Here is a 22920-nt window from a genome sequence, read left to right as displayed (position 1 = left end):
TGGGCGGCACCGAGCGCGGTGCCGCCCACCCGCGCCGCGTACACGAGGGACGGGAGAGGGCGAGTGCAGGCGGAGACTTTGACGACGGGCCAGTGGTGGATCGTGGCGGTGGCCGCGTCCGCGTTGTTCCTGGCGGCGGTCCACTACTGCTTCAGGAATCGCAGGGCGACGGTCTGCTCGTTGATCGCGCCCGCCATCGGAGCGGTCACCGTCCTGGGGTTCGGACGCGCACGCGACCACTCGGAGGTGGAGGCGCTGATCATCTTCTCCGTCTCGCTGCTCTCCCTGGCCCTTCTGATCGTGGCCATGCGGCCGGACATGGAGAAGATCAGGGCGAAGGCCCTGGCCGGTGAGACGTACGAGATCCCGAAGTGGAAGATCAACCTCTACGGGGTGCTGGTGGTGGCGTTCGCGGTGGTCGTGGTGTTCCTGCTGCTGTAGGAACACCACGGTCCGGCTGCTACTCCCCCAGCTTCCGGCGCAGCGCGGCCCGCTCCGGCTCGGTGCCCGCGAGCTCCAGCGCCTCCCGGTAGGCGGCAGCGGCCTCCCCGTCCCGCCCCAGCCGGCCGAGCAGGTCCCCCCGCGCCACGGCGTACGGCGGGTACGCCCGCAGCCGGGGCTCCCCCGCCAACGCGTCGAGCAGCGCGAGACCGGCCCCCGGCCCGTCCCGCATCGCCACCGCCACGGCGCGGTTCACCTCCACCACGGGGGACGGGGTGAGCGTGCGGAGCACGTCGTACAGGGCCACGATCTGCGGCCAGTCCGTGGCCGCCACGTCCGTCGCCTCGTCGTGCAGGGCGGCGATGGCGGCCTGCACCCCGTACGGCCCGGCCGGCCCGCCGGTCAGCGCCCGGACGACCAGGGCGCGCCCCTCCTCGATCATCGGCCGGTCCCAGCGCCCCCGGTCCTGGTCCTCCAGGAGCACCGGCTCGCCCTCCGGCCCGGTCCGCGCGTCGCGCCGGGCGTGGACGAGCAGCAGCAGCGCGAGGAGCCCGGCGCTCTCCCGCTCGGCGGGCAGCAGGCGGCGCAGTATCCGGGCCAGCCGGATCGCCTCCTCGGCCAGGTCGAGCCGCTGGAGACGGGGACCCGAGCTGGCCGCGTACCCCTCGGTGAAGACCGAGTAGACGACCTGGAGGACTCCGGGCAGCCGCCCGGGCAGTTCGTCGGGGCCGGGCACCCGGAACGGGATCCGGGCCTCGCGGATCTTCTTCTTGGCCCGCACGATGCGCTGGGCCATGGTCGCCGTCGGCACGAGGAACGCCCGCGCCACCTCGGGTGTGGTGAGCCCGGCGAGGCAGCGCAGGGTCAGAGCGGTGCGGTCCTCGGCGGCGAGGGCGGGGTGGGCGCAGGTGAAGAACAACTGAAGCCGCTCGTCCGGAAGTTCATCGGAGCCGAAGCCGGAACCGGAACCGAAGCCCTGACCTGAGCCGGACACGTCCGGGGCGGGGGCGGGCTCGGCACGTTCCGCGTCGGCGGCGAGGACGGCGAGCCGGGCGGCGTACGCCCGGTCGCGCCGCAGCCGGTCCACCGCCCGCCGCCGGGCGGTCGTCAGCAGCCAGGCTCCGGGCCGGGCGGGGACGCCCTCGGCGGGCCAGTGCCGCAGCGCGGCCTCGATCGCCTCGGACGTCACCTCCTCGGCCAGGTCGAGGTCCCCGAACCGGCGGACGAGGGAGGCGAGCAGCAGCCCGCGCTCCTCCCGGAACACCGCCTCGACGGCTTCGGCGGTCTCGCGGCCCTCCCCCGGGGACACACCCTCGCCCGCCCTGTCCGGCTCCCCCGCCTCGCCACCCTCGCCCGGCACGGCTCTCAGGCCCCGAAGTCCGCGACCGGCCGGACGACGACCGAGCCGCCGTCCCGCGAGCCGGGACAGCGTGCGGCCCAGTCGAGGGCGGCGTCGAGGTCGGGCACGTCGATCACGAGGAACCCGCCCAGCAGCTCCCGCGTCTCGGCGAACGGCCCGTCCGTCACGGTCCGCTCCCCGGCCGGTGAGACCCGCACGGTGGTCGCGGTCACCAGATCGGCCAGCGACTCCCCGGAGACATGGATGCCCGCGTCGCGTACGTCCTTGTCGTAGGCCATCCAGTCCTCGACGGTGCACTGGGGTGCGCCGCCCTGCTCGTCGACGGCCCCGCTGTGGATCAGCAGCATGTACTTCATGGTCGGCTCCTTCTCGCCTGTGTGTCGCGCCCGCCGTGCGGGTCGCCCTACACGATGACGACGAACGGGACCGGGCCCGATCGACACGCCGCCCGAATAATTTTCACGACTTCATTCCGCCCGCCCGCAGACGCCCATGTTGCACCAGCGACGCCGGCCGCCCACGTCGAGGAAGAGCCACCCGCAGCCCTTCCCCGGGCAGACCCGGACGGTGAGGCGGCGGGGGTCGGCGAGCAGGTCCGCGGCGCGCTGGGCCACGGCGTACAGCGGGAGCCGGGCCCCGGATTCCGGGTGCGGGCTCCAGCGCCCGAGGCCGTCCTCGTCCTGGACGAAGACCGCTCGGCGCATGGCGTCCTGGATCACCTCGGCGACCCGGGCGAACGCCCCGCCGTCGCCCCGGCCGCGCTCCTCGGTGAGACAGCCGTACAGCGCGCTCCGGAACTCCCGTGCTCCCGCAAGTACGGCGCTCGCCTCCTCGGGCCGCTCCTCCGCCCTCCGCAGCAGCCGGGTGACCGTACGGTCGTCGAGGAGGTCCAGATGTCCGGCCCAGACCGCGAGCGTGCGGTAGCCGCGCAGCCACTCCGAGCCGGGCAGCCGTTCGCCGCCCCATCCGGCGTAGGTGTTGCAGAACTCCAGGGCGGGGTCCCCGCTGGTGTTCCACGGCAGCCACTCGCCCCGCACCCGGACGGCGTACGTGGGTGGCAAAGGCCGCCGCAGGGCCGGGTCGTCCCGGCGTACCCGCTCGTACAGGGCCCGCAGGTCCCGCCCCGGCTCGGCGTCGAAGGCGGACTGCAGGGCGCTGCGCGTGGCCCGGTAGAGCCCGAGCGCGTCCGCCGACCGCCCGCTGCGGTGCAGGGCGACCATGCTGTCCGCGACGAGGCGTTCCCGCTCGGGGTGCTCCTCGGCGAGCGGGGGAAGCTCGGCGGCCACGCGTTCGTGCCGCCCCAGCGAGAGGAGGAGCCGGGCGCGCTCCTCCGCCGCCGACAGCCGCAGCGCGGCGAGCGGCCGGCCGATCCGGTCGCGCAGGGCCTCGTCCGCGACGTCCGCGAGCGGTTCGCCCCGCCACAGCTCCAGCGCCCGGTCGTAGCGGAGCACCCGCTCCTCGTCGTCCACGGCCGCCGCCGCCTCGCGTACCCCGTCCTCGAAGGCGCGGGCGTCGATCACGTGACCGTCGGGTCGGAGGAGGTAGCCGTCGTTCCCCGTCTCCAGATGTACGCCGCCGGGCCCGAGGGCGGCGCGCAGCCTGCCGATGTACGTGTGCACGGTGGACCGGGCCCCGGCCGGAGCCTCGCCGTTCCAGAGCAGGTCGATGAGCCTGCCGGTCGGAACGGTCCGGCCCGCCTCCAGGGCGAGGACGGCCAGCAGACACCGCTCCTGACGGCGCAGCCCCGCGAGCACGGGCCGCCCCCGGTCGAGGACGGCGAAGGGCCCGAGCAACTGGAATTCCATCGGGAAAGCATCAGCCGTCCCCGCCTGCGGGACCACCCCTCCGGCGTCCCGGCGGCAGCTGCCCGAGGCGGGCGGGAAGAGGTCCGCCGCTGCCCGAGGCGGACGAGGAGTAAGTCCGCCGCTACGAGAGGCGGGCGAGGAAGAAGTCCCGGACGTCCTCGGCGAACAGCTCCGGCACCTCCATCGCGGCGAAGTGACCGCCCCGGTCGAACTCCGACCAGTGCCGGATGTCGTACAGCCGCTCGGCCAGCGGTCGCACCGACTGCGTGATGTCGTGCGCGAAAACGGCCACGCCCACCGGCACCGGGCACGGCTCGGTCCCCCGCGCCGCCTCGCGGTGCAGCCGCGCCGAGGAAGCCGCGGTGGCGGTCAGCCAGTACAGCGAGACGTCGGTGAGCATCCGCTCGTCGCTGATCGGCGAACGGGGGTCCGTCCACTGGGCGAAGCGCTCGGCGATCCAGGCGAGCTGGCCGACGGGCGAGTCGGTCAGCGCGTAGCCGATCGTCTGCGGGGTGGCGGCCTGCAGAGCCTGGTACGGAGGACGGCTCGCCATAAGCCGCCTGACCTGGTCCAGCCGGGCCTCGTCCGCCTCGGACAGGTCGATGCCGGCCTCCGGGTCCGGCCGGGTCGGCAGGTAGTTGACATGCACCCCGACCACCCGTTCGGGGGCCACCGCGCCGAGCGTCATGGAGATGCCCGATCCGAAGTCGCCGCCCTGCGCGCCGTAGCGCTCGTACCCGAGCCGGCGCATGAGCTCGGCCCAGGCCCGTGCGACCCGGACCAGGTCCCAGCCGCGTTCGTGGGTCGGCCCGGAGAAGCCGTAGCCCGAGATGGACGGGATCACCAGGTGGAAGTCGCGCGCCAGCGGCTCGATCACGTCGAGGAACTCCAGGAAGGAGCCGGGCCAGCCGTGGGTGAGTATCAGCGCGAGTGCGTCCGGTCTCGGGGACCGGACGTGGACGAAGTGAATGTTCTGGCCGTCGATCTCGGTGGTGAAGTGCGGAAGTTCGTTGAGCGCGGTCTCGTGCGCGCGCCAGTCGTACCCGGTGTGCCAGTGGTCGGCCAGCTCCTTGAGCCGCGCCAGCGGGAAGCCGTAGTCCCACCCGGCGTCGGCGATCTCGTTGGGCCAGCGGGTGCGGGAGAGCCGGTCGTTCAGGTCGTCGAGGTCGGCCTGGGGAATGTCGATACGGAACGGCTTGATCATGATGTTTTCTCCAGGGATACGGGGCCGGTGATCTCATGACGGTCGACGTGATCCACGACCACTCACCCACATCATTGGTAGCACCAACGTTGGCTCGACCCACCATACGCTCGATCGTGGGTTCGGCCAACGAGTTGTTACATTGCGTCCGTGGACACGGAACATAAGACGCCGCAGCGGCTGCGCGCGCTGTCGAGCAGGCTGGTCAACCAGGCGGCGCTGGCCGCCAACCGGATCGTGGATCAAGAGCTGACGGGGGCCGGCGCGCGGCGCTACCACTACGCCCTGCTGGCGGCGGCGGAGGAGTACGGCCCGTCCAGCCAGGCCGACCTCGGCCGCCGCACCGGGATCGACCGCAGCGACATGGTGGCGACGGTCAACGACCTCGCCGAAAGGCGACTCCTGGAGCGCGCACCCGACCCGAAGGACCGCCGACGCAACGTCATCACCATCACCCCGGCGGGCCGGAGGGAACTCACCCACCTCGACGGGCTGCTCGCCGCCGCCCAGGACGAGTTCCTCGCCCCGCTGCCCGAGGCCGACCGGCAGAACCTGATCGACCTGCTCACCCGCCTCGTGGATCACCACCGCGGCGATCACGGCTGAACGCACCGCACCCCGCCCCGACGCACCCCGGGGAAACGGAGGTCGCACGGACCGCCCCTGCCCGCAGGCCCTCCGGCCCGGCCCATGTCGTGGTGAGCCTTTGGTGAGCGGCCCGGCGCATGCTTCGGCGAACGCGGCCCCGGCCTCCGGCCGACGGCCTCCGACTTCGGGGAGTTCTCATGCGCAGCATCGTTCCAGTCGCGCTAGGCACGGCCTGCGTGGCCGTGATGACACTCGGCACGGGCCACGCGGCGGCAGCGGCCCCCGCCACCGCCCCTCCGCAGGGTTCCGGCTGGGAACCGGCCCCCTCGGCCCCCTGGGACGTCGCGGCGGGCGAGCGGTGCGCGTTCGCCCTCCACGGCGAGCCGATCGTGGACGAGGTCGTACGGCGCGAACTGCCCCCGCCCGCCGAGGGCGTCACGCGGAGCGCGTACAAGGGCGATCTCGTGGTCCGGGTGACGAACAAGGAGACCGGGGCCCACTACGACGCCGACGTGAGCGGCTCCGCCGTGGTCGACGCGCACGCCTCCGGGGCCCAGTTCTGGCGGGTGGTGGGCCCGGTGCTGGTGGGCGTCGGGGACGGCAACCTCGCGCGGGGGATGTACGTCGTCGACGGCGTCTACACGATCGGCATCAGCCCGGCGGGCAGCAAGACCGTGACGGGCCCGGTGGTCGCCACGGACAGCGTCTGCGACCGCATCGCCTGATCACGCGCCGAGCAGGCACGGCTCGTCGTCGGCGTACGCGCGGACATCGCGGCACTCCCCGCAGCACCCCGGCACGGGCGACCGGAAGGCCCGGTCGCAGTCGTCGCAGTTCTGGAGCGGGACGACGGGCACGGCGGCGGGCACGGGCGGCGGAAGAAGCGCGACGAGCCGGTGCCGCACCAGCTTCGCCGGGTGCCGGAGGGGTACGGGCGGATCATCGGTGAGCGCGACCCGCACCGCGTCCGGCCGCACACCCGCTCCAGCCAGGCGGCGACCCCGGGGGTGAGCCGCTCCACGTCCACCTCGGAGAGGGCGAACAGGGGCGCGGAGACATGGAGCCCGGCGAGCAGGCGGGCGGCCTCGTCGAACAAGGGGGCACTGGGCCTGCGGGGGAAGGGCAACGGCGGGGGCGGCGGCTTGGGCGCGGCGGCCGACGGCACGAGCCGGGGCGCGGGGGCGGGGGCGGGGGCAGGAGCGGGTGGCGCGGGGGCGGGCTCCCGTACGACGACGGGCTCGGACGCCGATACGGGTACGGGCTCCGGCACCTGCTCCTGCACCGGCTCCGGCACACGCACGAGCTGGGGAATCGCTCGCCGGGCAGCCGCCTCCGGGTGGTTGTACGACTCCGTACGCGTGGCCACCCGCCCACCCTGGACGCGCTCGCGGATGCGGCGCAGGAACCCGTGGCGCTCCAACTCCCGCAGCGCGGCGGCGATGCGCGCCTCGCTCTCCGGGAAGATCGCGGCGAGGGCCTTGACACCGATGCGCCGCCCGGCGGGCAGCGACTGGATGTGGGTGCCGAGGCCGATGGCCAGCAGGGACATGTCCCGGTGCTGGGAAAGCCGGTTGGAGATGATCGAGTAGCCGTCGGTGAGCCGGATATTGATGTGTACAACACCGGCGGACGGGGCGCGCGAGGGCGCGCTAACCTGCTGGGTATCCATCGGGAAGATGCTGCTTCCTTGTTGGTCAGGTCCTCGGTCGGGATGCCAGTCCCGGCCGGGGGCCGTCTCATGTCTGGGGTGGTGGTCAGCGTGAGCATATGCCCGCCAACAGGTCGTAAATCCAGCCCGGTTGGCACACTTCACCCATGCGAGTGACGACGCCGTCGCGCGCTTACGCGCCCGCGCGCACAGGGGGTGGCCACTGGTCGGATCAGGGTGGGGTCGGGTTATTTCCCCCGTACTTAAAAGCACGTACTCAAAAGCTTTTATGTCGCGGGTGACCACGACGCGGTTCACCACGTCGCGGTTCACCGGGTCCCGGCCCACCGGGTCGCGGCAGTCACGATCCGGTGAGCGCCACCTCCGCCCAGACGGTCTTGCGCGGGAACGGCCCGTGTTCCGTACCCCACCGCACCGAGAGCGCCTCCACGAGCAACAGCCCGCGCCCTCCCTCGGAGTCGGCGTCCGGCTCCCGCTTCACCGGGAGGCTTTCGCCCCTGGTGTCGGCGACCTCGATCCGCAGGACGTCGTCGTACACGCTGAGCAGGATTCGGAAGTCCCGCCCCGGGACGTACCCGTGCAGCGCCGCGTTGGTCGCCAGCTCACCGATCACCAGGCTCGCGTCCTCCAGCGGCAGCCCCCAGGAGCGCAGTTGTTCGGTGGCGAGCAGCCGGGCGAGCCGCGCACCCCGGCGAGTGGCGGAGAGCTGGACGGCGAACTGTCCGGTGCGTGCACGCGGTTGAGTGATTTTCTGGCTCATGTCACTCAGAGTGTCCGGCCGTATCTACTCTGAGAAGCACTGACGCGAGTACGGACAGTGACTGTCCCCGGTGTATCGGGCCCCGTCCCCGCTGTACGCGTCCGGCACACGCACACGTACACGGGTGGAGGCATCTGTCGCATGGCTGACATGAACAACCAGGACCGCGAGAACCGCACGGCGCTCGACGGGAACGACGAGGACCAGGACTTCGGCCTGGATGACGACTCAGGGGCGGTCATCGCGGCGGTCGGCCGGCAGATCAAGCTCTGGCGAGAGTCGGCCGGACTGCGGGCCGCCGAGTTGGGAACGGCCATCGGGTACAGCGAGAACCTGGTCTTCAAGGTCGAGGGCGGTCGGCGCATCCCGAAGCCGGAGTTCCTGGACCGGACCGATGACGCCGTGGGCGCGGGCGGCAAGATCGCGGCGATGAAGAAGGACGTGGAGGAGGCGCGGTATCCGAAGAAGGTCCGCGACCTGACGAAGCTGGAGGCGGAGGCCGTCGAACTCGGCGCGTACGCGGGGGTCGTGATCCACGGACTGCTCCAGACCGAGGAGTACGCGCGCGCTCTGTACCGCGAGCGACGGCCCGCGTACACGGAGGACAACATCGAGCGCCTCGTGGCGGCCCGCATGGCCCGACAGGTGGTCTTCGACAGGCGACCCGCGCCGCTGCTGACCTTTGTCCAGGAAGAGTCGACGCTGCGCAGGCGGACCGGAGGCAGAATGGTCCTGCGCCGCCAGCTCGAACACCTGCTTGAGCTGAGTCAGTTGCGGCATGTCGAGATCCAGGTCATGCCGATGGAGGCGGAGGAGCACGCGGGTCTCGGCGGTTCACACCGGATCCTTAAGCTCAAGGACGGAAAGACGGTCGGGCACAACGAGGTCCAGCTCATCAGCGGGCTGATCACCAACCCACGCGAGGTGCAGATCCTGGAGATGCGGTACAACCTGATCCGGGCGCAGGCCCTCACTCCTCGGCTGTCACGGGAATTCATCGAGAAACTGCTGGGAGAGACATGAGCACCGAGCTGACTTGGTTCAAGAGCAGCTACAGCACCAACGACGGCCCTGACTGCGTCGAAGTCGCCGCCGCCCCCACCACCATCCACGTACGCGACTCCAAGCAACTCCCCACCGGCGGCCCGCACCTCGGCTTCACCCCGGCCGCCTGGGCGGACTTCGTCACGTACGCGTCGGAGGCCTGACCATGCCCGTACCGCTGATCGTCCAGGTCAAGGACTTCGATCACCTGGTCCTCAACGTCGGGGACGTGGAGCGAGCTCTTGATTTCTACTGCGGGGCGCTCGGCCTGGAGCCGGTACGGGTCGAGGAGTGGCGGGCGGGGAAGGTGCCGTTCCCGTCGGTCCGGGTCAGCCCGACCACGATCATCGACCTGCTGGACCGTCCCCGCGGCGAGTCGAACGTGGACCACATCTGCCTCGTCGTCGACCCGCTCGACTGGCAGGAGGTCATCGACTCCGGGGTGTTCACAGTGAAGGAGGGCCCGGTCCCTCGCTTCGGGGCCAGGGGCTCGGCCACCTCGGTCTACGTACTCGACCCGGACGGCAACACGGTCGAGCTGCGCTGGTATCCGCAGGACGCGTAGGCCGGGCGGCCCCGCGCGAGGAATGGATGGGCGGTGAGTCGTCGAGCGCGCGACGTCTCACTGCCCCTGAACCTTTCCGCCCGACCCACCCCCGTGGGCCCGTGCGAGGATCGCGGCGTGAACGATCTACGTTTCCGCCCCGCCGGCGACACCGATCTCGCCACCCTCGTCCGGCTGCGCGACGACGCGGCCCGCTGGATGATCGCCCGGGGCATCACCGGCCAGTGGCAGACCGGCCAGCTGGACGAGGATCACTTCCGCGCCGTCATGGCGAGGGGCGAGGTCTGGCTCGCCAAGGCCGGCGGCCGTGTGGCCGGAGCCTGGGAGCTGTGGTGGGAGGACGAGGACGCCTGGGGGCCGCAGCCGCCGGTAGCCGGCTACGTACATCGTCTGATGGTGGACCACGGCACCGCCGACCCGGGGACGGGGAGCCTCCTGCTGCGGGCTGCGGAACGCCGCGTCGCCGCGACGGGCCGGACGCGCGTCCGCCTGGACTGCCTGTCCGGCAACACACGTCTCAACGCCTACTACCTGGACGCCGGTTACCGGGTCGTCGGCCACAAGGAAGGCAAGCCGCAGCCGGTCGGCGCACCCAAGTCGTTCACGCTCCTGGAGAAGCGCTGCGGCCGGACGGCTGCTTCCTGAGCCGCCCGCATGGCCGCCGTGAACCTTTCCGGCCGCTGCGGACAACAGGGGTGACAGGCACACCGACCGACGCACCCCTGGAGGCGCAGTGACCGGACCACCTCCGGCCCGCCCCGGCACCGAACGCGAAGACGACGCCGAAGTCATCACGCAATCCCTCGGCGAGCCCGAACTGTTCGCCGGGCTGTACGACCGGCACGCCCCGGACATCCACCGCTACGCCGCCCGCCGCCTCGGGGAGGGCGCGGCGGACGACATCACGGCGGAGACCTTCCTCATCGCGTTCCGTACCAGGGACCGCTACGACACCGCCCACCGGCTGGCCCGGCCCTGGCTGTACGGCATCGCCGCCAACCTGATCGGGAAGCACCGCCGTACCGAGGTCCGCGCACTGAAGGCGCTGGCCCGGACCGGCCACGACCCGGTGGCCGCGTCCTGGAGCGACCGCTCGGACGACCGGGTGGCCGTCCAGGCCCCCCTGGCCGGGGCACTGGCCAAGCTCTCCCCCGGCGACCGGCACGTCCTGCTGCTCGTCGCCTGGGCGGACCTCGGCTACCAGGAGGTGGCCGATGCGCTGCGGATACCGCTGGGCACCGTCAGATCCCGCCTGAACCGGGCCCGCCGCAAGGTCCGCGAGGCACTGAGCACCGACCCCGCGTTCACCTCGGCCGAACAGGAGCTGAACCCGTCATGGACGAACTGACCCAGCTGCGGGAGCTGCGCGCCGACGCTCCCGTCCCCGACCGCGCCGCCCTCGCCCCCGGGCGCGCACTCCTGACCGACGCCATCGCGGGCAGGAGCCGCCGAACCCGCAGGCTGCGGGCCGACTGGCGGATCGCCTCGCTCGGCGCGGCGGTGGCGATCACCGCGGCGGCGTTGTTCATCACCCAGACCGTGAACGCCCCAGCGCCCCAGCATGGTGATCTCGCCTCCCGTGCGGGCGGCCCGGACCTGTCCAGCCCGGCCGCCGCCCTGGGCCAGGCCGCCGACTTCCTGGAGCGGCAGAAGACTCCTCCGGAGCCCCGGCCCGACCAGTGGGTCTACGAGCGGGAGGTGGGCGGCACCGTCACGATACGTAGGAGTCTCCACTGCCCGCCTGGTCCGCCTCCGCCCACGAACATGGTCCGGTCAGCCCAGGACACACCCCAGGACACGTGGAAGAAGTACGACGACAAAGCCCTTGAGAAGACACCCAACCCCAGCCATCCGTACACTCCGAGCCAGCTCCACCGCATCGCCAGCGCGCTGCCGAAGGCCCCGCAGGATCTTCTTGCGGAGCTGCGCCGGCTGAACCCCTCCAACGAAGAGATCTTCGCTGGAGCGGATAGCAGAGACGACCGCAGCTTCCTCACGGCACTTGCTCTGTTGGAGGAGTCGTACACGGTCCCGCCGAACGCTCTCGCCCGCGTTTACCAAGCCCTGGCGACAGTGGAGGGCGTCAAGGTCATCGATCACTTGGTCCGTGATGCGTCAGGCCGCGAGGTCATCGCCGTGACACGCGACATGGTCCCGAGCAAGAGCCGCCTGGAGATCTTCATCAACCCGAAGGACTACAGCTATGCGGGGTACAGGGAGGTCACCACGGAGACTCACAAGATCCACCACGGCGGCGTCCACCCTTCGCAGACTCAGTACCGAGGAGACGTACTCAACGATCTCGCCAGGATCGACACCGCCATAGTCGACGCCGATCGCGAAATGCCCTGACCGTACGGCTCGCACCGCCCAGGCGCGGGCCCGGTGCCCGGCACGAGGGAGCAGGCACCGGGCCCGCAACAGCCCCACAGCACGCCCCACCCCCACCACCCACGTGACCGAGCCCACCCCCCACTCCGTTAAAACTCCCGCAACAATGAACAGGTGATCACCTCACCCGCACGGAGCCCCCACCGTCGCACCGAGCACGCGCCGACCCCCTACGTCGACCTCTCGCGCGACGAGTGGAGCGCGCTGCGGGACAAGACGCCGCTGCCGCTGACCGCCGACGAGGTGGAGCGGCTGCGGGGGCTCGGGGACGTCATCGACCTGGACGAGGTGCGGGACGTCTATCTGCCGCTCTCCCGGCTGCTCAACCTGTACGTCCAGGCCACCTCCGGGCTGCGCGGCGCGCTGAACACCTTCCTCGGGGACGCCGGGAACGGGCACGGGGCGCAGCGCGGCACCCCGTTCGTCATAGGGGTCGCGGGCAGTGTCGCCGTCGGCAAGTCCACCAGCGCCCGTATCCTCCAGGCGCTGCTGGCCCGCTGGCCGGAGCACCCGCGCGTCGAGCTGGTGACCACGGACGGGTTCCTGCTGCCGATGAAGGAGCTCAAGGCGCGCGGGCTGACCTCACGCAAAGGGTTCCCGGAGTCCTACGACCGGCGCGCTCTGACCCGCTTCGTCGCCGACATCAAGGCGGGCAAGGACGAGGTGACCGCGCCCGTCTACTCGCACCTGATCTACGACATCGTCCCCGGCGAGCGGCTCACCGTGCGCCGCCCCGACATCCTCATCGTCGAGGGCCTCAACGTCCTCCAGCCCGCACTGCCCGGCAGCGACGGCCGCACCAGGGTCGGGCTCGCCGACTACTTCGACTTCAGCGTGTACGTGGACGCGCGCGCCGAGGACATCGAGACCTGGTACCTGAACCGCTTCCGCAAACTGCGCGCCACCGCGTTCCAGGACCCGTCCTCGTACTTCCGCAAGTACACCCAGGTCTCCGAGGAGGAGGCACTGGACTACGCGCGCACCATGTGGCGGACCATCAACAAGCCCAATCTGCTGGAGAACGTGGCTCCGACGCGCGGCCGTGCCACCCTGGTGCTCCGCAAGGGGCCGGACCACAAGGTCCAGAAGCTGTCCCTGCGCAAGCTCTGACCCCTGCGCCCCGGAAGGGCGGCCGCCACGTGCTGCACCTGCGTCTGATCGTGCCCGCCGACACCACGGACGAGGTCGTCGCCCTGCTGGAGTCGACCGTCGGCACCGCCCATCTCGTGGTCCTGCCGGGCGCCGCCCGCTCCCCCGCCGGTGACGTGGTGATGTGCGACGTGGCGCGCGAGGCCGGCGACGAGCTGATCGGTGCGCTGCGCCGCCTCGGCATCGACAGGTCCGGGTCGATCACCATGGAGAACATGGAGCTGACGCTCTCCGACCACGCCGACCGGGCGGAGGACGAGGCCCCGGGCGACGGTGCCGACGCGGTGCTGTGGGAGGAGCTGACGGAGGCGACGCACGAGGAGTCGACGTTCTCCATCACCTACGTCTCCTTCCTCGCCCTCGCCACGATGCTCGCCGCCTGCGGGGTGATGCTCGACAACGCGGTGCTGATCGTGGGCGCGATGGCGGTCGGCCCGGAGTTCGGCCCGCTGGCCGGGATCTCCACGGCCCTGGTGCAACGCGCCCCGCGCCTGGTGGCGCGCTCGCTGTGGGCGCTGATCGGCGGCTTCGCCCTGGCGATGATCATCACCGCGGGCTTCGCCTGGCTGATGGACGCCTTCGGCCTCTTCAACAGCGACATGATCGACAAGCCCCGGCCCAACACCGGGTTCATCTGGCACCCGGACTGGATGTCGTTCGTCGTGGCGTTCCTCGCGGGCGTCGCCGGGACGCTCTCGCTCACCTCCGCGAAGTCCGGGGCGCTGATCGGGGTGGCGATCTCGGTGACGACCGTCCCGGCCGCCGCCAACGCGGCCGTCGCGTTCAGCTACTCCGACTACCAGCAGACCGTCGGCTCCGGGCAGCAGCTGCTCGCCAACCTCGGCGGGATCATCCTCGCGGGCACGCTGACGCTGCTGCTCCAGAAGGGCCTGCTGAGGCTCCGGCGCACACGGAAGCCCCCGGCGAGCACCCCGGGCGCTTCCGTACGGGCCTGACCCACCGGGCCGCCCTCCCTCTACTGCCGACCCCGCCCCGCCCCCGCGCCGCCTCCTCCTGCCGGTGCGGACCGTACGGCGGCGGTGTAGAGAGGAGGCATGTCCCAGCGCCGCGCAGGACCCCGCCCCCGGTGGGCGCTGGTCGCCATCCCGATCGGGTGGATCGTCGCGGTGTCGGTGATCGATGTTCTCGCGCCGCCCGACATCCATCTCGGCCCGCTGCTCGTGGCGGCCCCGGCGATCACGCCCTCGTTCGGCGGGCCCCGGACCGTGGGCCTGGTCGCCGCGCTGGCGGTCATCGCGCAGACGGCCATCGGGGTGCTCCGCGACCCCGACGAACTGCTCTCGGCTAACCACGAGGCCCAGATCATCGCCCTGATCCTGGTCGGCACGAGCCTGGTGGTCTTCTGCGTCCTGCGGGAGCACCGCGCGAAAGAGCTGACGCAGGTGCGGTACGTGTCCGAGGTCGCCCAGCGTGTGGTCCTGCCGCCGCTGCCGAGGAAGCTCGGCCCCCTGCGCGCCTCCGCCCTCTACCTCGCCGCCGAGGCGGAGGCCCGGATCGGCGGAGACCTGTACGCGGCGGCCCGCACGACCTCGGGGACCCGGCTGATCGTCGGCGACGTCCAGGGCAAGGGGATGACCGCGGTCAACGACGCCGCCCTGCTGCTCGGAGCGTTTCGCGTCGCCGCCCACCGCCGGGCGGACCTGGACGAGCTGGTGACCTACCTCGACCGGAGCGTGTGCTGGGACCTGATGGAACCGGGCGAGGCCGGCCGCTTCGGAGAAACGTTCATCACCGCCACCGTCCTGGACATCCCCGACCGGGACGGCCCGGTCCGGATGATCTCCTGCGGGCACCCGCCGCCGGTCGTCCTGCGCGACGGCCGGCCGACGACGGCGGACATCCGTCGTCCGGCGCCCCCGCTGGGCCTGGGCGAACTGGCGCAGCCTCGCTACCACGTCGACAGCGTCCCGTTCGAGCCGGGAGACCTCCTGCTGCTGTACACGGACGGTGTCACCGAGGCCCGCGACGCCACCGGCGCGTTCTACCCGCTGACCGACCGCATCACCGGCTGGAGCGAGAGCGACCCCGACGCCTTCCTCGACCGCTTCCGGCGCGACCTGCTGCGCCACGTCGGCGGACACCTGAACGACGACGCCGCCATGATCGTCGTCACCCGCCCCGCCCTCCCCCGGGCGTGACCCGCGCCCCCGGCAGCACACCTCCACGACCAGGCGACCACCCGACAACGTACGTGACCACGGGCTCCGCACACCGCTCCGCACACCCCTCCGGCACGGCACAGCGTACGGAGAAGCCCCCGGCGACCACGTGGATTCCCGTGGTCGCCGGGGGCTTCCCGTACGCATGCGACCCGTACGCCGGGCCGAGGGCCGTGGGCCGTGGGCCGTGGGGCCGTGGGGCCGTGGGGCTCAGCCCAGCGCGGACTTCACCACATCGGCCAGCCGGCCCGCGACGGCCCGCGCCTGCTCGATGTCGGCGGCCTCGACCATGACCCGCACCAGCGGCTCCGTGCCCGACTGGCGCAGCAGTACGCGCCCGGTCTCGCCCAGCTCGCGCTCCGCCTCGACGACCGCGGTGGCCAGCTCGGAGGAGGTGTTCACCCGGGTCTTGTCGACGTCGGGGACGTTGATGAGGACCTGCGGCAGGCGCTGCATGACCCCGGCCAGCTCGGCGAGGCTCCGGCCGGTGGCGGCGACGCGGGCCGCCAGCATCAGACCGGTCAGCGTGCCGTCGCCGGTCGTGGCGTGGTCCAGGACGATGACGTGCCCGGACTGCTCGCCGCCGAGCGCGAAGCCCTCGGCCTTCATCGACTCCAGGACGTACCGGTCGCCGACCGCCGTCTGGATGAGCCGGATGTTCTCGCGCTCCATGGCCAGCTTGAAGCCGAGGTTCGACATCACGGTGCCGACGACGGTGTCCTGGCGCAGCTGACCGGCGTCCCGCATCGCGAGGGCCAGTACGGCGAGGATCTGGTCGCCGTCGACCTCCTCGCCCGCCGCGTCCACGGCGAGGCAGCGGTCGGCGTCGCCGTCGTGCGCGATGCCGAGGTCGGCCCCGTGCTCGACGACGGCGGCGCGCAGCAGCTCCAGGTGGGTGGAGCCGCAGCCGTCGTTGATGTTCAGACCGTCCGGGTCCGCCCCGATGGTGACGACCTCGGCCCCGGCCCGCGCGAACGCCTCGGGCGAGACCCGGGCGGCGGCGCCGTGCGCCTCGTCCAGGACGACCTTGAGACCGTCGAGCCGGTTGGGCAGGACGCCGATGAGGTGGGCGACGTACCGGTCGAAGCCCTCCGTGTAGTCGGTGACCCGGCCGACGCCGGCGCCGGTCGGGCGGCTCCACGGCTCACCGGTGCGGTGCTGCTCGTAGACCGTCTCGATCCGGTCCTCCAGCTCGTCGGCGAGCTTGTGGCCGCCGCGCGCGAAGAACTTGACGCCGTTGTCGGGCATCGCGTTGTGACTGGCGGAGAGCATCACGCCGATGTCCGCGCCGAGCGAGCCGGTGAGGTACGCCACGGCGGGCGTCGGCAGGACACCGACGCGCAGCACGTCGACACCGGCGCTGGCCAGGCCCGCCACGACGGCGGCCTCCAGGAACTCTCCGGAGGCTCGCGGATCACGTCCGACCACGGCGGTCGGGCGATGGCCCGCGAAGGTGCCCGCCTCGGCGAGTACGTGCGCCGCCGCGACCGAGAGGCCGAGCGCGAGCTCGGCCGTCAGATCGGCGTTGGCGACACCGCGTACTCCGTCCGTACCGAAGAGTCGTCCCACTGGTGTCCTCCGAAGTGCTCCGAAACCACAAACCACTGCACAGCAATCGAACTGAGCAACCAAACAACGAAAGCAACGAAAAGAAGAAAAAAGGCACGTCAGGCGGCATGGCGCGACGACCGGGCGGGATGCTCGACCGCGCTCACCGGGCCACGGTCCCCTCGCAGGCCGATGAACGTCTTATGCCGTTATACGCCCGCGAGCGCCGATAAACGAACGCCCCGGCAGCACGGAGTGTGCCGCCGGGGCGAACGTGACAGTCGAGCAGGCGATGTTTAGCGCTTGCTGTACTGCGGGGCCTTACGGGCCTTCTTGAGACCGGCCTTCTTGCGCTCGACCGCACGGTCGTCGCGGGAGAGGAAGCCGGCCTTCTTCAGCGTGGCGCGGTTGTTGTCCACGTCCGCCTCGTTCAGCGAGCGGGCCACACCGAGGCGCAGGGCGCCGGCCTGACCGGAGACACCGCCACCCGAGATGCGGGCCACGACGTCGTAGCGACCGTCGAGCTCGAGAACCTTGAAGGGCTCGTTGACTTCCTGCTGGTGCACCTTGTTGGGGAAGTAGTCCTCAAGGGTGCGACCGTTGATCTTCCACTTGCCGGTGCCCGGGATGATCCGGACGCGGGCGATGGCGTTCTTGCGACGGCCAAGGCCGGCCGCGGGCTGCGGGTCGCCGAAGCGGCCAGCGAGCGACTCGGAGGTGTACTCACCCTCGACGGGGACCTCGGACTCGAAGGTGGTCACCTCGGCGAAGGTCTCCTCGCCCTCGGTGCCCTCGACGGGGGTCTCAACAGTGGTCTCGGCCACGATTCTCCTCAGATCTTTCTGTATGTCTTAGGGGTGGCCGGAACTACTGCGCGACCTGGGTGATCTCGAACGGGACCGGCTGCTGAGCAGCGTGCGGGTGCTGGTCGCCCGCGTAGACCTTGAGCTTCGAGATCATCTGACGGCCCAGGGTGTTCTTGGGGATCATGCCCTTGATGGCCTTCTCGACGGCCTTCTCGGGGTTCTTCGCGAGAAGCTCGTCGTAGCGCACCGAACGGAGACCGCCCGGGAACCCGGAGTGGCGGTACGCCATCTTCTGGGTCTTCTTGTTGCCGGACAGGTGAACCTTGTCGGCGTTGATGATGATGACGAAATCGCCCATGTCCATGTGGGGGGCGTAGATCGCCTTGTGCTTGCCTCGGAGGAGGTTCGCAGCCGTGGTGGCCAGACGGCCCAGGACGATGTCCTGAGCGTCAATGATGTGCCACTGGCGCGTGACATCGCCGGGCTTGGGGCTGTACGTACGCACTTCGCAGCCTTCGCTTCTTCAGTGGATGGGATCCAGACACACGGCACCTCTGAAGCGATATGCAGCTGGGGCTCACAATGCCGGGGACGCTGCCCGTATGCGAGCCACTGGTAACTGCTCCAGGGAACCTACGTAAGGCCCTTCGCGTGAGAACGACGAAGCCAATACGTATAACAAACGGAGAGCCTACCGGTGAGCCCCCACACAGGTCAAAACGCCCCTGCCCGACCAGCCCGCCCGCACCCCCGGCCCCACCGCACCTACCCAGCCCGCCCGGCGCTTGAGCCGACCTTTCCAGCCCCGCCGCACCCACCCAGCCCGTCCGGCGCTTGAGGACACCTCTCCAGCCCCGCCGGCGCTTGAGGCGACCTTCTCCAGCCCCGCCGGCGCTTGAGGCGCGGGGGCTCGGGGGCAGCGCCCCCGCAACGGCGCCGCACGGCACCCCACCCTCGCACCCACCACACGCTCACCCCACCCCGCCGACCGCCAAGGTCACCGCACCCGCTCCACCCTCCGCTCGTCCCACACCGGCTCCGCCGTCTCCCGGACGACCCCGTCCGAGCCGAAGACCAGATACCGGTCGAAGGACTTCGCGAACCACCGGTCGTGCGTGACGGCCATCACCGTGCCGTCGTACACCTCGAGACCGTCCTGCAACGCCTCCGCCGACTCCAGGTCCAGGTTGTCCGTCGGCTCGTCCAGCAGCAGCGCCGTCGTGCCGGCCAGCTCCAGCAGCAGGATCTGGAACCGCGCCTGCTGCCCGCCGGACAGCTTCTCGAACGGCTGGTCCCCCTGCCGCTCCAGCTCATAGCGCCGCAGCACCGACATCGCCCCGCCCCGGTCCTTGGCGTGCTCGGACCAGAGGATCTCCACCAGCGTCTTGCCGAGCAGTTCCGGATGCGCGTGCGTCTGGGCGAAGTGCCCGGGCACGACCCGCGCCCCGAGCTTCCACTCCCCCGTGTGCGCCACCGGCTCCCCCGCCAGCAGCCGCAGAAAGTGCGACTTGCCCGACCCGTTGGAGCCGAGGACCGCGACCCGTTCCCCGTAGTAGATCTCCAGGTCGAACGGCTTCATCAGCCCGGTCAGCTCCAGACTCTTGCAGGTCACCGCCCGCACCCCGGTCCGCCCGCCGCGCAGCCGCATCCGGATGTCCTGCTCGCGCGGCGGCTCCGGCGGCGGGCCCGCCTCCTCGAACTTCTTGAAGCGGGTCTGCATCGCGTGGTAGCGGTTCGCCATGTCGGGGCTGTTCGCCGCCTGCTGCCGCATCCGCAGGACGAGCGCCTTCAGCCGGGCGTGCTCCTCCTGCCAGCGCCGCAGCAGCTCCTCGAACCGGGCGAAGCGCTCCTTGCGCGCGTCGTGGTACGTGGCGAAGCCGCCGCCGTGCACCCATACGTCGCTGCCCGCAGGGCTCGGCTCAACGCTGACGATCTTCTCGGCAGCACGGGACAGCAGCTCCCGGTCGTGGGAGACGAAGAGGACCGTCTTACGGGTCTCCTTCAGCTTCCCCTCCAGCCACCGCTTGCCCGGCACGTCCAGATAGTTGTCCGGTTCGTCCAGCAGCAGGACCTCGTCGGGCCCGCGCAGCAGCGCCTCCAGCACCAGCCGCTTCTGCTCACCGCCGCTGAGCGTGCGCACCTCGCGCCACTGCGCCTTCTCGTACGGGACGCCCAGCGCGGCCATGGTGCACATGTCCCAGACCGTCTCGGCCTCGTACCCGCGCGCCTCGGCCCAGTCGCTGAGCGCCTGCGCGTACGCCATCTGCGCGGCCTCGTCGTCGACGGTGAGGATGCGTTCCTCGGCCGCGTCGACGGCCTTGGCGGCCTCCCTGATACGAGGCTGGGCCACGGAGACCAACAGGTCCCGCACCGTCCGCTCGTCCCGCACCGAACCCACGAACTGCGGCATCACACCGAGCCCGCCGCTCACCGACACCGTGCCGCCGTGCGGCTGGAGCTCACCGGCGAGCAGCCGCAGCAAGGTCGTCTTGCCCGCCCCGTTCGCCCCGACGAGCGCGACGACGGCCCCGTCGGCCACCCGGAACGAGGCGTCGCCGAGCAGCACCCGCCCGTCCGGTAGGTAGTACTCCAGGTGGCCTGCTTCGAGATGTCCCATACAGAGCATTGTCACGGTCCGCGAACGGTTGTCCCAACCGGTTTACGTCTCCCTCTAAACTGCGCGCATGAGCTTTGGGCAAGGGGGGGCCTCCTGGGGGCCCGGGGGCGACGGGACTCCGGACTGGGCGGCGCTGGCGGAGGAATCCGCGGCGCGCGCCCGCCGGAAGAAGCTGATGATGATCGGCGGTGGCGCGCTGGCCACTGTGGCGATCGGCGCGATCGTGACCACGGCGGTGGTCACGTCGAACGGCGGCGGCACGGGCAAGGCGGACAAAAACGCGAGCCAGCTGCCCGCACCCGCCGACCTCCCCGAGGACACCTCGGCGCCCGCGCCCTCGTTCTCCTCGGTCGCACCACCGCCCCCGCCGGACCCCAAGGACTACATCTCCAGCGCCAAGAAGGACAGGGCGCCGATCACCGTCGAGGGGTTCTTCCCCGGCAAGAAGCTCACCATGGGCGACCGCGTGCACCTCAAGGGCGCGACTAGCAGCACCGCGAAGTGCACGACGGGCACCCAGGGCGCCCTCGGCCCGGTCCTCACGAACAACGGCTGCGACCGGCTCATCCGGGCCACCTACCGCAAGGACGGGGTGGCCGTCACGGTCGGCATCGCCGTCTTCGGGACGGAGGCCAGCGCCAAGAAGGCCGTCGACCAGAGCGCGGGCGGCCTCGCCTCCCTCAGCGGCGGCGGCGTCGACACCTTCTGCCGGGGCGGCACGGTCTGCCTGAGTACCGCCAACTCCTACGGCCGCTACGCCTACTTTACCGTCGGCGGCTTCCTGAACGGCAAGCGGGTCACCACGGCGGACAAGGGCGTCTACGCGGTCAACAAGGACCTGACGAACTTCACCTTCCGCCAGATCCACCGCCGGGGCCAGCTCCAGGCCTCCCAGGCCGCGGCCGCCCCCAACGGCTGACGGGGCGACGCCCTCGGCGCCGAACTCCCGGTCGTCCGACCGGGAGTTCGGCGCCGCAGCGACGCTCAGCAGCAGCCGGCCCCCGGCAACGTCCGTACGTTCCGGGCCTCGACGGCGCGGGCCGCCAGCAACTCGTCCGCCGGATAGGCCACTTCCTCCAGCGTGAGCCCGTGCGGGCGCACCACGTGCACCCCGGGGTCGCGCACCTTCGCGGCGAGCACCTCGGCGGGCCAGCCGGCCGGCCGCCGCCCGTCGCCGACGAACAGCGCCGCCCCGATCAGCGCCCGCACCATGTTGTGGCAGAACGCGTCCGCCTGCACGGTCGCGGTGAGGACGCCGGAGCCGGAATCCCGTACCCAGCCGAACTTCTGGAGCGTACGGATGGTCGTCGCGCCCTCGCGCTTCTTGCAGTACGCGGCGAAGTCGTGCTCCCCCACCATCAGCGCGGCCGCCTCGTTCATCGCGTCCATGTCCAACGGCCGGTCGTGCCAGAGCACATGACCCCGGGTCAGCGGATCGACGCCGCCGGGCCGGTCCCCCACCCGGTACGCGTACCGCCGCCACAGTGCGGAGAACCGGGCGTTGAACCCGGCCGCTGCGGGAGCCGCCCGCCAGATCCGTACGTCCAGCGGCAGCCGGCCCGCCAGCCGTCGCAGCAGCTTCTCCTCGTGCTCGGCCCAGACCGCCTCCGGCAGGTCCACGTGGGCCACCTGGCCGCGCGCGTGCACCCCGGCGTCCGTCCGGCCGGCCACCGTCAGGTCGTACGTCACGGCGGAGCGGGTCACGGTCCGCAGCGCGTCCTCGATCTCGCCCTGCACCGTGCGCCGGCTGGTCTGCTTCGCCCAGCCGGAGAAGTCCTTGCCGTCGTAGGCCAGGTCCAGCCGCACCCGTACGAAACCGGGCTCCGCCTCGTCACTCACCGCGTCATCCTCTCACTGCCCCTGGTCAGCAGAACGGGCCCGCACCGCCCCGAAGGGTGATGCGGGCCCGTCCCGTGGTCGCTAGAACGCTCAGGCGTCCTTGGACTCCGCGTCGTCGGCCGGCTTGGCGTCCTCGACGGACTCGGCCGCGGGGGCCTCGTCCTTCTTGAGGGCGTCTTCCTTGACCGCACGCTTCGTGGCGGCCTCGGCCTCACCGGTGGCCTGCTGGGCCACGGTCAGCGCCTCGACCAGCTCGATGACCGCCATCGGGGCGTTGTCGCCACGACGGTTGCCGATCTTGGTGATACGGGTGTAACCACCGGGGCGGTTCTCGTATCGGGGAGCGATCTCGGTGAAGAGCGTGTGGACGATGCTCTTGTCCGTGATCGTCTGGAGCACCAGGCGACGGTTGTGGATGTCGCCCTTCTTCGCCTTGGTGACGAGGCGCTCGGCGACCGGACGCAGGCGACGGGCCTTGGCCTCGGTCGTCGTGATGCGGCCGTGCTCGAACAGCGACTTCGCCAGGTTGGCGAGAAGCAGACGCTCGTGCGCGGCGCTGCCGCCCAGACGGGCACCCTTTGCGGGACGCGGCATGGTGATTCTCCTTGTGTGCTGCACCGGCCGTATCAGGTACCGGTGTCAGTTCCCGCGAGGCGGACGCCTCCCGGAAGTCATACGTGCCGGTCGGGCACGGCTTTCAAGCCCGCCCGACGTTCGCCGGACATCAGCCAAAATCAAGCCCGTCCGGCGATTGAGGACAAATCCTCAGCCCCGGCCCGGGGCACCCGCAAAACCGGGCACCCCCAGCCGGGAGGCGACTCAGTACTGCTCGGTCTCCACGAAACCGGCGTCCGCGTCGTCGTCGGCGCCGAAGGCGTCGGCGGCGGCGGTCGGGTCGAAGCCGGGAGGCGAGTCCTTGAGCGCGAGGCCCATACCGGCCAGCTTCGCCTTGAC

The 22920-nt window shown here is 71.3% G+C and carries 24 protein-coding genes and 2 pseudogenes; 13 read left to right on the top strand and 13 right to left on the bottom strand.

Annotated elements, in window-relative coordinates:
- Window positions 1-63: 63 nt before the first annotated feature.
- Window positions 64-441, top strand: coding sequence for a hypothetical protein (locus tag IE272_RS33410; protein ID WP_190009423.1), 378 nt, complete (start codon window positions 64-66; stop codon window positions 439-441).
- 19 nt (window positions 442-460) lie between these two features.
- Here IE272_RS33410 and IE272_RS33405 read toward each other — a convergent pair whose 3' ends face one another.
- The 4 genes from IE272_RS33405 to IE272_RS33390 all read right to left on the bottom strand — a co-directional run bounded on the left by IE272_RS33405 (window position 461) and on the right by IE272_RS33390 (window position 4810).
- On the bottom strand, window positions 461-1750 hold the full coding sequence (locus tag IE272_RS33405; RefSeq protein ID WP_190009505.1) for an RNA polymerase sigma factor: 1290 nt from the start codon (window positions 1748-1750) through the stop codon (window positions 461-463).
- A 56-nt stretch (window positions 1751-1806) separates the two neighbouring features.
- A complete protein-coding gene (locus IE272_RS33400) occupies window positions 1807-2157 on the bottom strand; it encodes a YciI family protein (RefSeq protein WP_050360936.1) in 351 nt (116 codons plus the stop codon).
- A gap of 111 nt (window positions 2158-2268) precedes the next feature.
- A complete protein-coding gene (locus tag IE272_RS33395) occupies window positions 2269-3606 on the bottom strand; it encodes a BTAD domain-containing putative transcriptional regulator (protein ID WP_190009421.1) in 1338 nt (445 codons plus the stop codon).
- A 121-nt stretch (window positions 3607-3727) separates the two neighbouring features.
- On the bottom strand, window positions 3728-4810 hold the full coding sequence (locus IE272_RS33390; RefSeq protein ID WP_190009419.1) for an epoxide hydrolase family protein: 1083 nt from the start codon (window positions 4808-4810) through the stop codon (window positions 3728-3730).
- A 150-nt stretch (window positions 4811-4960) separates the two neighbouring features.
- Between IE272_RS33390 and IE272_RS33385 the strand changes: the two genes are divergently transcribed.
- Together IE272_RS33385 and IE272_RS33380 are read left to right on the top strand one after the other, a co-directional pair.
- Window positions 4961-5416, top strand: coding sequence for a MarR family winged helix-turn-helix transcriptional regulator (locus IE272_RS33385; RefSeq protein WP_190009417.1), 456 nt, complete (start codon window positions 4961-4963; stop codon window positions 5414-5416).
- A 227-nt stretch (window positions 5417-5643) separates the two neighbouring features.
- On the top strand, window positions 5644-6123 hold the full coding sequence (locus IE272_RS33380) for a hypothetical protein (RefSeq protein ID WP_190009503.1): 480 nt from the start codon (window positions 5644-5646) through the stop codon (window positions 6121-6123).
- On the opposite strand, the pseudogene IE272_RS33375 reads toward IE272_RS33380, so the two are convergent.
- Both IE272_RS33375 and IE272_RS33370 read right to left on the bottom strand, forming a co-directional pair.
- A pseudogene (locus IE272_RS33375) lies at window positions 6124-7067 on the bottom strand (hypothetical protein).
- Window positions 7068-7407: 340 nt separating this feature from the next.
- Window positions 7408-7827 (bottom strand): ATP-binding protein, encoded by a 420-nt coding sequence (locus IE272_RS33370; RefSeq protein WP_056701143.1) that lies wholly within the window; start codon window positions 7825-7827, stop codon window positions 7408-7410.
- Window positions 7828-7968: 141 nt separating this feature from the next.
- Between IE272_RS33370 and IE272_RS33365 the strand changes: the two genes are divergently transcribed.
- The 9 genes from IE272_RS33365 (at window position 7969) to IE272_RS33325 (ending at window position 15135) form a co-directional block, all read left to right on the top strand.
- Entirely contained in the window at window positions 7969-8850 is an 882-nt protein-coding gene (locus tag IE272_RS33365; RefSeq protein ID WP_056701145.1) for a helix-turn-helix domain-containing protein, read from the top strand.
- Window positions 8847-9035, top strand: coding sequence for a DUF397 domain-containing protein (locus tag IE272_RS33360; protein WP_056701146.1), 189 nt, complete (start codon window positions 8847-8849; stop codon window positions 9033-9035). Before IE272_RS33365 ends, IE272_RS33360 begins: the two co-directional genes overlap by 4 nt.
- 2 nt (window positions 9036-9037) lie before the next feature.
- Window positions 9038-9436, top strand: a complete 399-nt coding sequence (locus IE272_RS33355; RefSeq protein WP_050360945.1) for a VOC family protein — start codon at window positions 9038-9040, stop codon at window positions 9434-9436.
- Between the two features lie 117 nt (window positions 9437-9553).
- The gene (locus IE272_RS33350; protein WP_078961358.1) at window positions 9554-10081 is read left to right on the top strand and encodes a GNAT family N-acetyltransferase; all 528 of its coding nucleotides are present in this window, start codon (window positions 9554-9556) and stop codon (window positions 10079-10081) included.
- A gap of 88 nt (window positions 10082-10169) precedes the next feature.
- On the top strand, window positions 10170-10784 hold the full coding sequence (locus IE272_RS33345; protein WP_050360947.1) for an RNA polymerase sigma factor: 615 nt from the start codon (window positions 10170-10172) through the stop codon (window positions 10782-10784).
- Window positions 10772-11788: a CU044_5270 family protein gene (locus IE272_RS33340; RefSeq protein WP_050360948.1), complete on the top strand. Its 1017-nt coding sequence runs from the start codon at window positions 10772-10774 to the stop codon at window positions 11786-11788. Before IE272_RS33345 ends, IE272_RS33340 begins: the two co-directional genes overlap by 13 nt.
- Window positions 11789-11941: 153 nt before the next feature.
- Window positions 11942-12937: a type I pantothenate kinase gene (coaA, locus tag IE272_RS33335; RefSeq protein WP_007453141.1), complete on the top strand. Its 996-nt coding sequence runs from the start codon at window positions 11942-11944 to the stop codon at window positions 12935-12937.
- Between the two features lie 29 nt (window positions 12938-12966).
- Entirely contained in the window at window positions 12967-13932 is a 966-nt protein-coding gene (locus IE272_RS33330; protein WP_056701148.1) for a DUF389 domain-containing protein, read from the top strand.
- A gap of 99 nt (window positions 13933-14031) precedes the next feature.
- On the top strand, window positions 14032-15135 hold the full coding sequence (locus IE272_RS33325; protein ID WP_190009415.1) for a PP2C family protein-serine/threonine phosphatase: 1104 nt from the start codon (window positions 14032-14034) through the stop codon (window positions 15133-15135).
- A 231-nt stretch (window positions 15136-15366) separates the two neighbouring features.
- Here the strand turns inward: IE272_RS33325 and glmM are convergent, their stop codons facing one another.
- The 4 genes from glmM to IE272_RS33305 form a co-directional block, all read right to left on the bottom strand.
- Window positions 15367-16725: a phosphoglucosamine mutase gene (gene glmM, locus IE272_RS33320; protein WP_050360951.1), complete on the bottom strand. Its 1359-nt coding sequence runs from the start codon at window positions 16723-16725 to the stop codon at window positions 15367-15369.
- A 275-nt stretch (window positions 16726-17000) separates the two neighbouring features.
- Window positions 17001-17528 carry a 30S ribosomal protein S9 gene (gene rpsI, locus IE272_RS33315; protein ID WP_007453146.1) on the bottom strand — a complete coding sequence of 176 codons (528 nt, stop codon included), beginning with the start codon at window positions 17526-17528 and terminating at the stop codon, window positions 17001-17003.
- 43 nt (window positions 17529-17571) lie between these two features.
- Window positions 17572-18015 carry a 50S ribosomal protein L13 gene (gene rplM / locus IE272_RS33310; protein WP_007453147.1) on the bottom strand — a complete coding sequence of 148 codons (444 nt, stop codon included), beginning with the start codon at window positions 18013-18015 and terminating at the stop codon, window positions 17572-17574.
- A gap of 492 nt (window positions 18016-18507) precedes the next feature.
- The gene (locus tag IE272_RS33305; protein WP_056701151.1) at window positions 18508-20127 is read right to left on the bottom strand and encodes an ABC-F family ATP-binding cassette domain-containing protein; all 1620 of its coding nucleotides are present in this window, start codon (window positions 20125-20127) and stop codon (window positions 18508-18510) included.
- Window positions 20128-20194: 67 nt separating this feature from the next.
- Here IE272_RS33305 and IE272_RS33300 point away from each other — a divergent pair, with 67 nt between their 5' ends.
- Complete coding sequence (locus IE272_RS33300; protein WP_190009412.1) at window positions 20195-21046, top strand: hypothetical protein; 852 nt, start codon at window positions 20195-20197, stop codon at window positions 21044-21046.
- Between the two features lie 65 nt (window positions 21047-21111).
- On the opposite strand, the gene truA is transcribed toward IE272_RS33300, so the two are convergent.
- The 3 genes and pseudogenes from truA to IE272_RS33285 form a co-directional block, all read right to left on the bottom strand.
- Window positions 21112-21966, bottom strand: coding sequence for a tRNA pseudouridine(38-40) synthase TruA (gene truA, locus IE272_RS33295; protein ID WP_098891950.1), 855 nt, complete (start codon window positions 21964-21966; stop codon window positions 21112-21114).
- A gap of 90 nt (window positions 21967-22056) precedes the next feature.
- Window positions 22057-22560 carry a 50S ribosomal protein L17 gene (rplQ, locus tag IE272_RS33290; RefSeq protein WP_018960210.1) on the bottom strand — a complete coding sequence of 168 codons (504 nt, stop codon included), beginning with the start codon at window positions 22558-22560 and terminating at the stop codon, window positions 22057-22059.
- A 225-nt stretch (window positions 22561-22785) separates the two neighbouring features.
- Window positions 22786-22920 (bottom strand): annotated as a pseudogene (locus IE272_RS33285) (DNA-directed RNA polymerase subunit alpha); the annotation flags it as partial.

The sequence above is a fragment of the Streptomyces anulatus genome (assembly GCF_014650675.1).
In the GTDB taxonomy this organism is placed as follows: Bacteria; Actinomycetota; Actinomycetes; order Streptomycetales; family Streptomycetaceae; genus Streptomyces; species Streptomyces anulatus.
Note: the sequence above shows the minus strand (reverse complement) of the source record. Positions and strands in the feature narration are given on the sequence as shown.

Excerpts from the sequence above, each read along its gene's own strand:
- IE272_RS33300 (WP_190009412.1), top strand. The coding sequence starts at position 20,195 with ATGAGCTTTGGGCAAGGGGGGGCCTCCTGGGGGCCCGGGGGCGACGGG.
- IE272_RS33400 (WP_050360936.1), bottom strand. The coding sequence starts at position 2,157 with ATGAAGTACATGCTGCTGATCCACAGCGGGGCCGTCGACGAGCAGGGC.
- IE272_RS33360 (WP_056701146.1), top strand. The coding sequence starts at position 8,847 with ATGAGCACCGAGCTGACTTGGTTCAAGAGCAGCTACAGCACCAACGAC.
- IE272_RS33340 (WP_050360948.1), top strand. The coding sequence starts at position 10,772 with ATGGACGAACTGACCCAGCTGCGGGAGCTGCGCGCCGACGCTCCCGTC.
- IE272_RS33365 (WP_056701145.1), top strand. The coding sequence starts at position 7,969 with ATGGCTGACATGAACAACCAGGACCGCGAGAACCGCACGGCGCTCGAC.
- IE272_RS33390 (WP_190009419.1), bottom strand. The coding sequence starts at position 4,810 with ATGATCAAGCCGTTCCGTATCGACATTCCCCAGGCCGACCTCGACGAC.
- rplQ (WP_018960210.1), bottom strand. The coding sequence starts at position 22,560 with ATGCCGCGTCCCGCAAAGGGTGCCCGTCTGGGCGGCAGCGCCGCGCAC.
- IE272_RS33355 (WP_050360945.1), top strand. The coding sequence starts at position 9,038 with ATGCCCGTACCGCTGATCGTCCAGGTCAAGGACTTCGATCACCTGGTC.
- IE272_RS33305 (WP_056701151.1), bottom strand. The coding sequence starts at position 20,127 with ATGGGACATCTCGAAGCAGGCCACCTGGAGTACTACCTACCGGACGGG.
- IE272_RS33325 (WP_190009415.1), top strand. The coding sequence starts at position 14,032 with ATGTCCCAGCGCCGCGCAGGACCCCGCCCCCGGTGGGCGCTGGTCGCC.
- IE272_RS33380 (WP_190009503.1), top strand. The coding sequence starts at position 5,644 with ATGACACTCGGCACGGGCCACGCGGCGGCAGCGGCCCCCGCCACCGCC.
- IE272_RS33370 (WP_056701143.1), bottom strand. The coding sequence starts at position 7,827 with ATGAGCCAGAAAATCACTCAACCGCGTGCACGCACCGGACAGTTCGCC.
- IE272_RS33395 (WP_190009421.1), bottom strand. The coding sequence starts at position 3,606 with ATGGAATTCCAGTTGCTCGGGCCCTTCGCCGTCCTCGACCGGGGGCGG.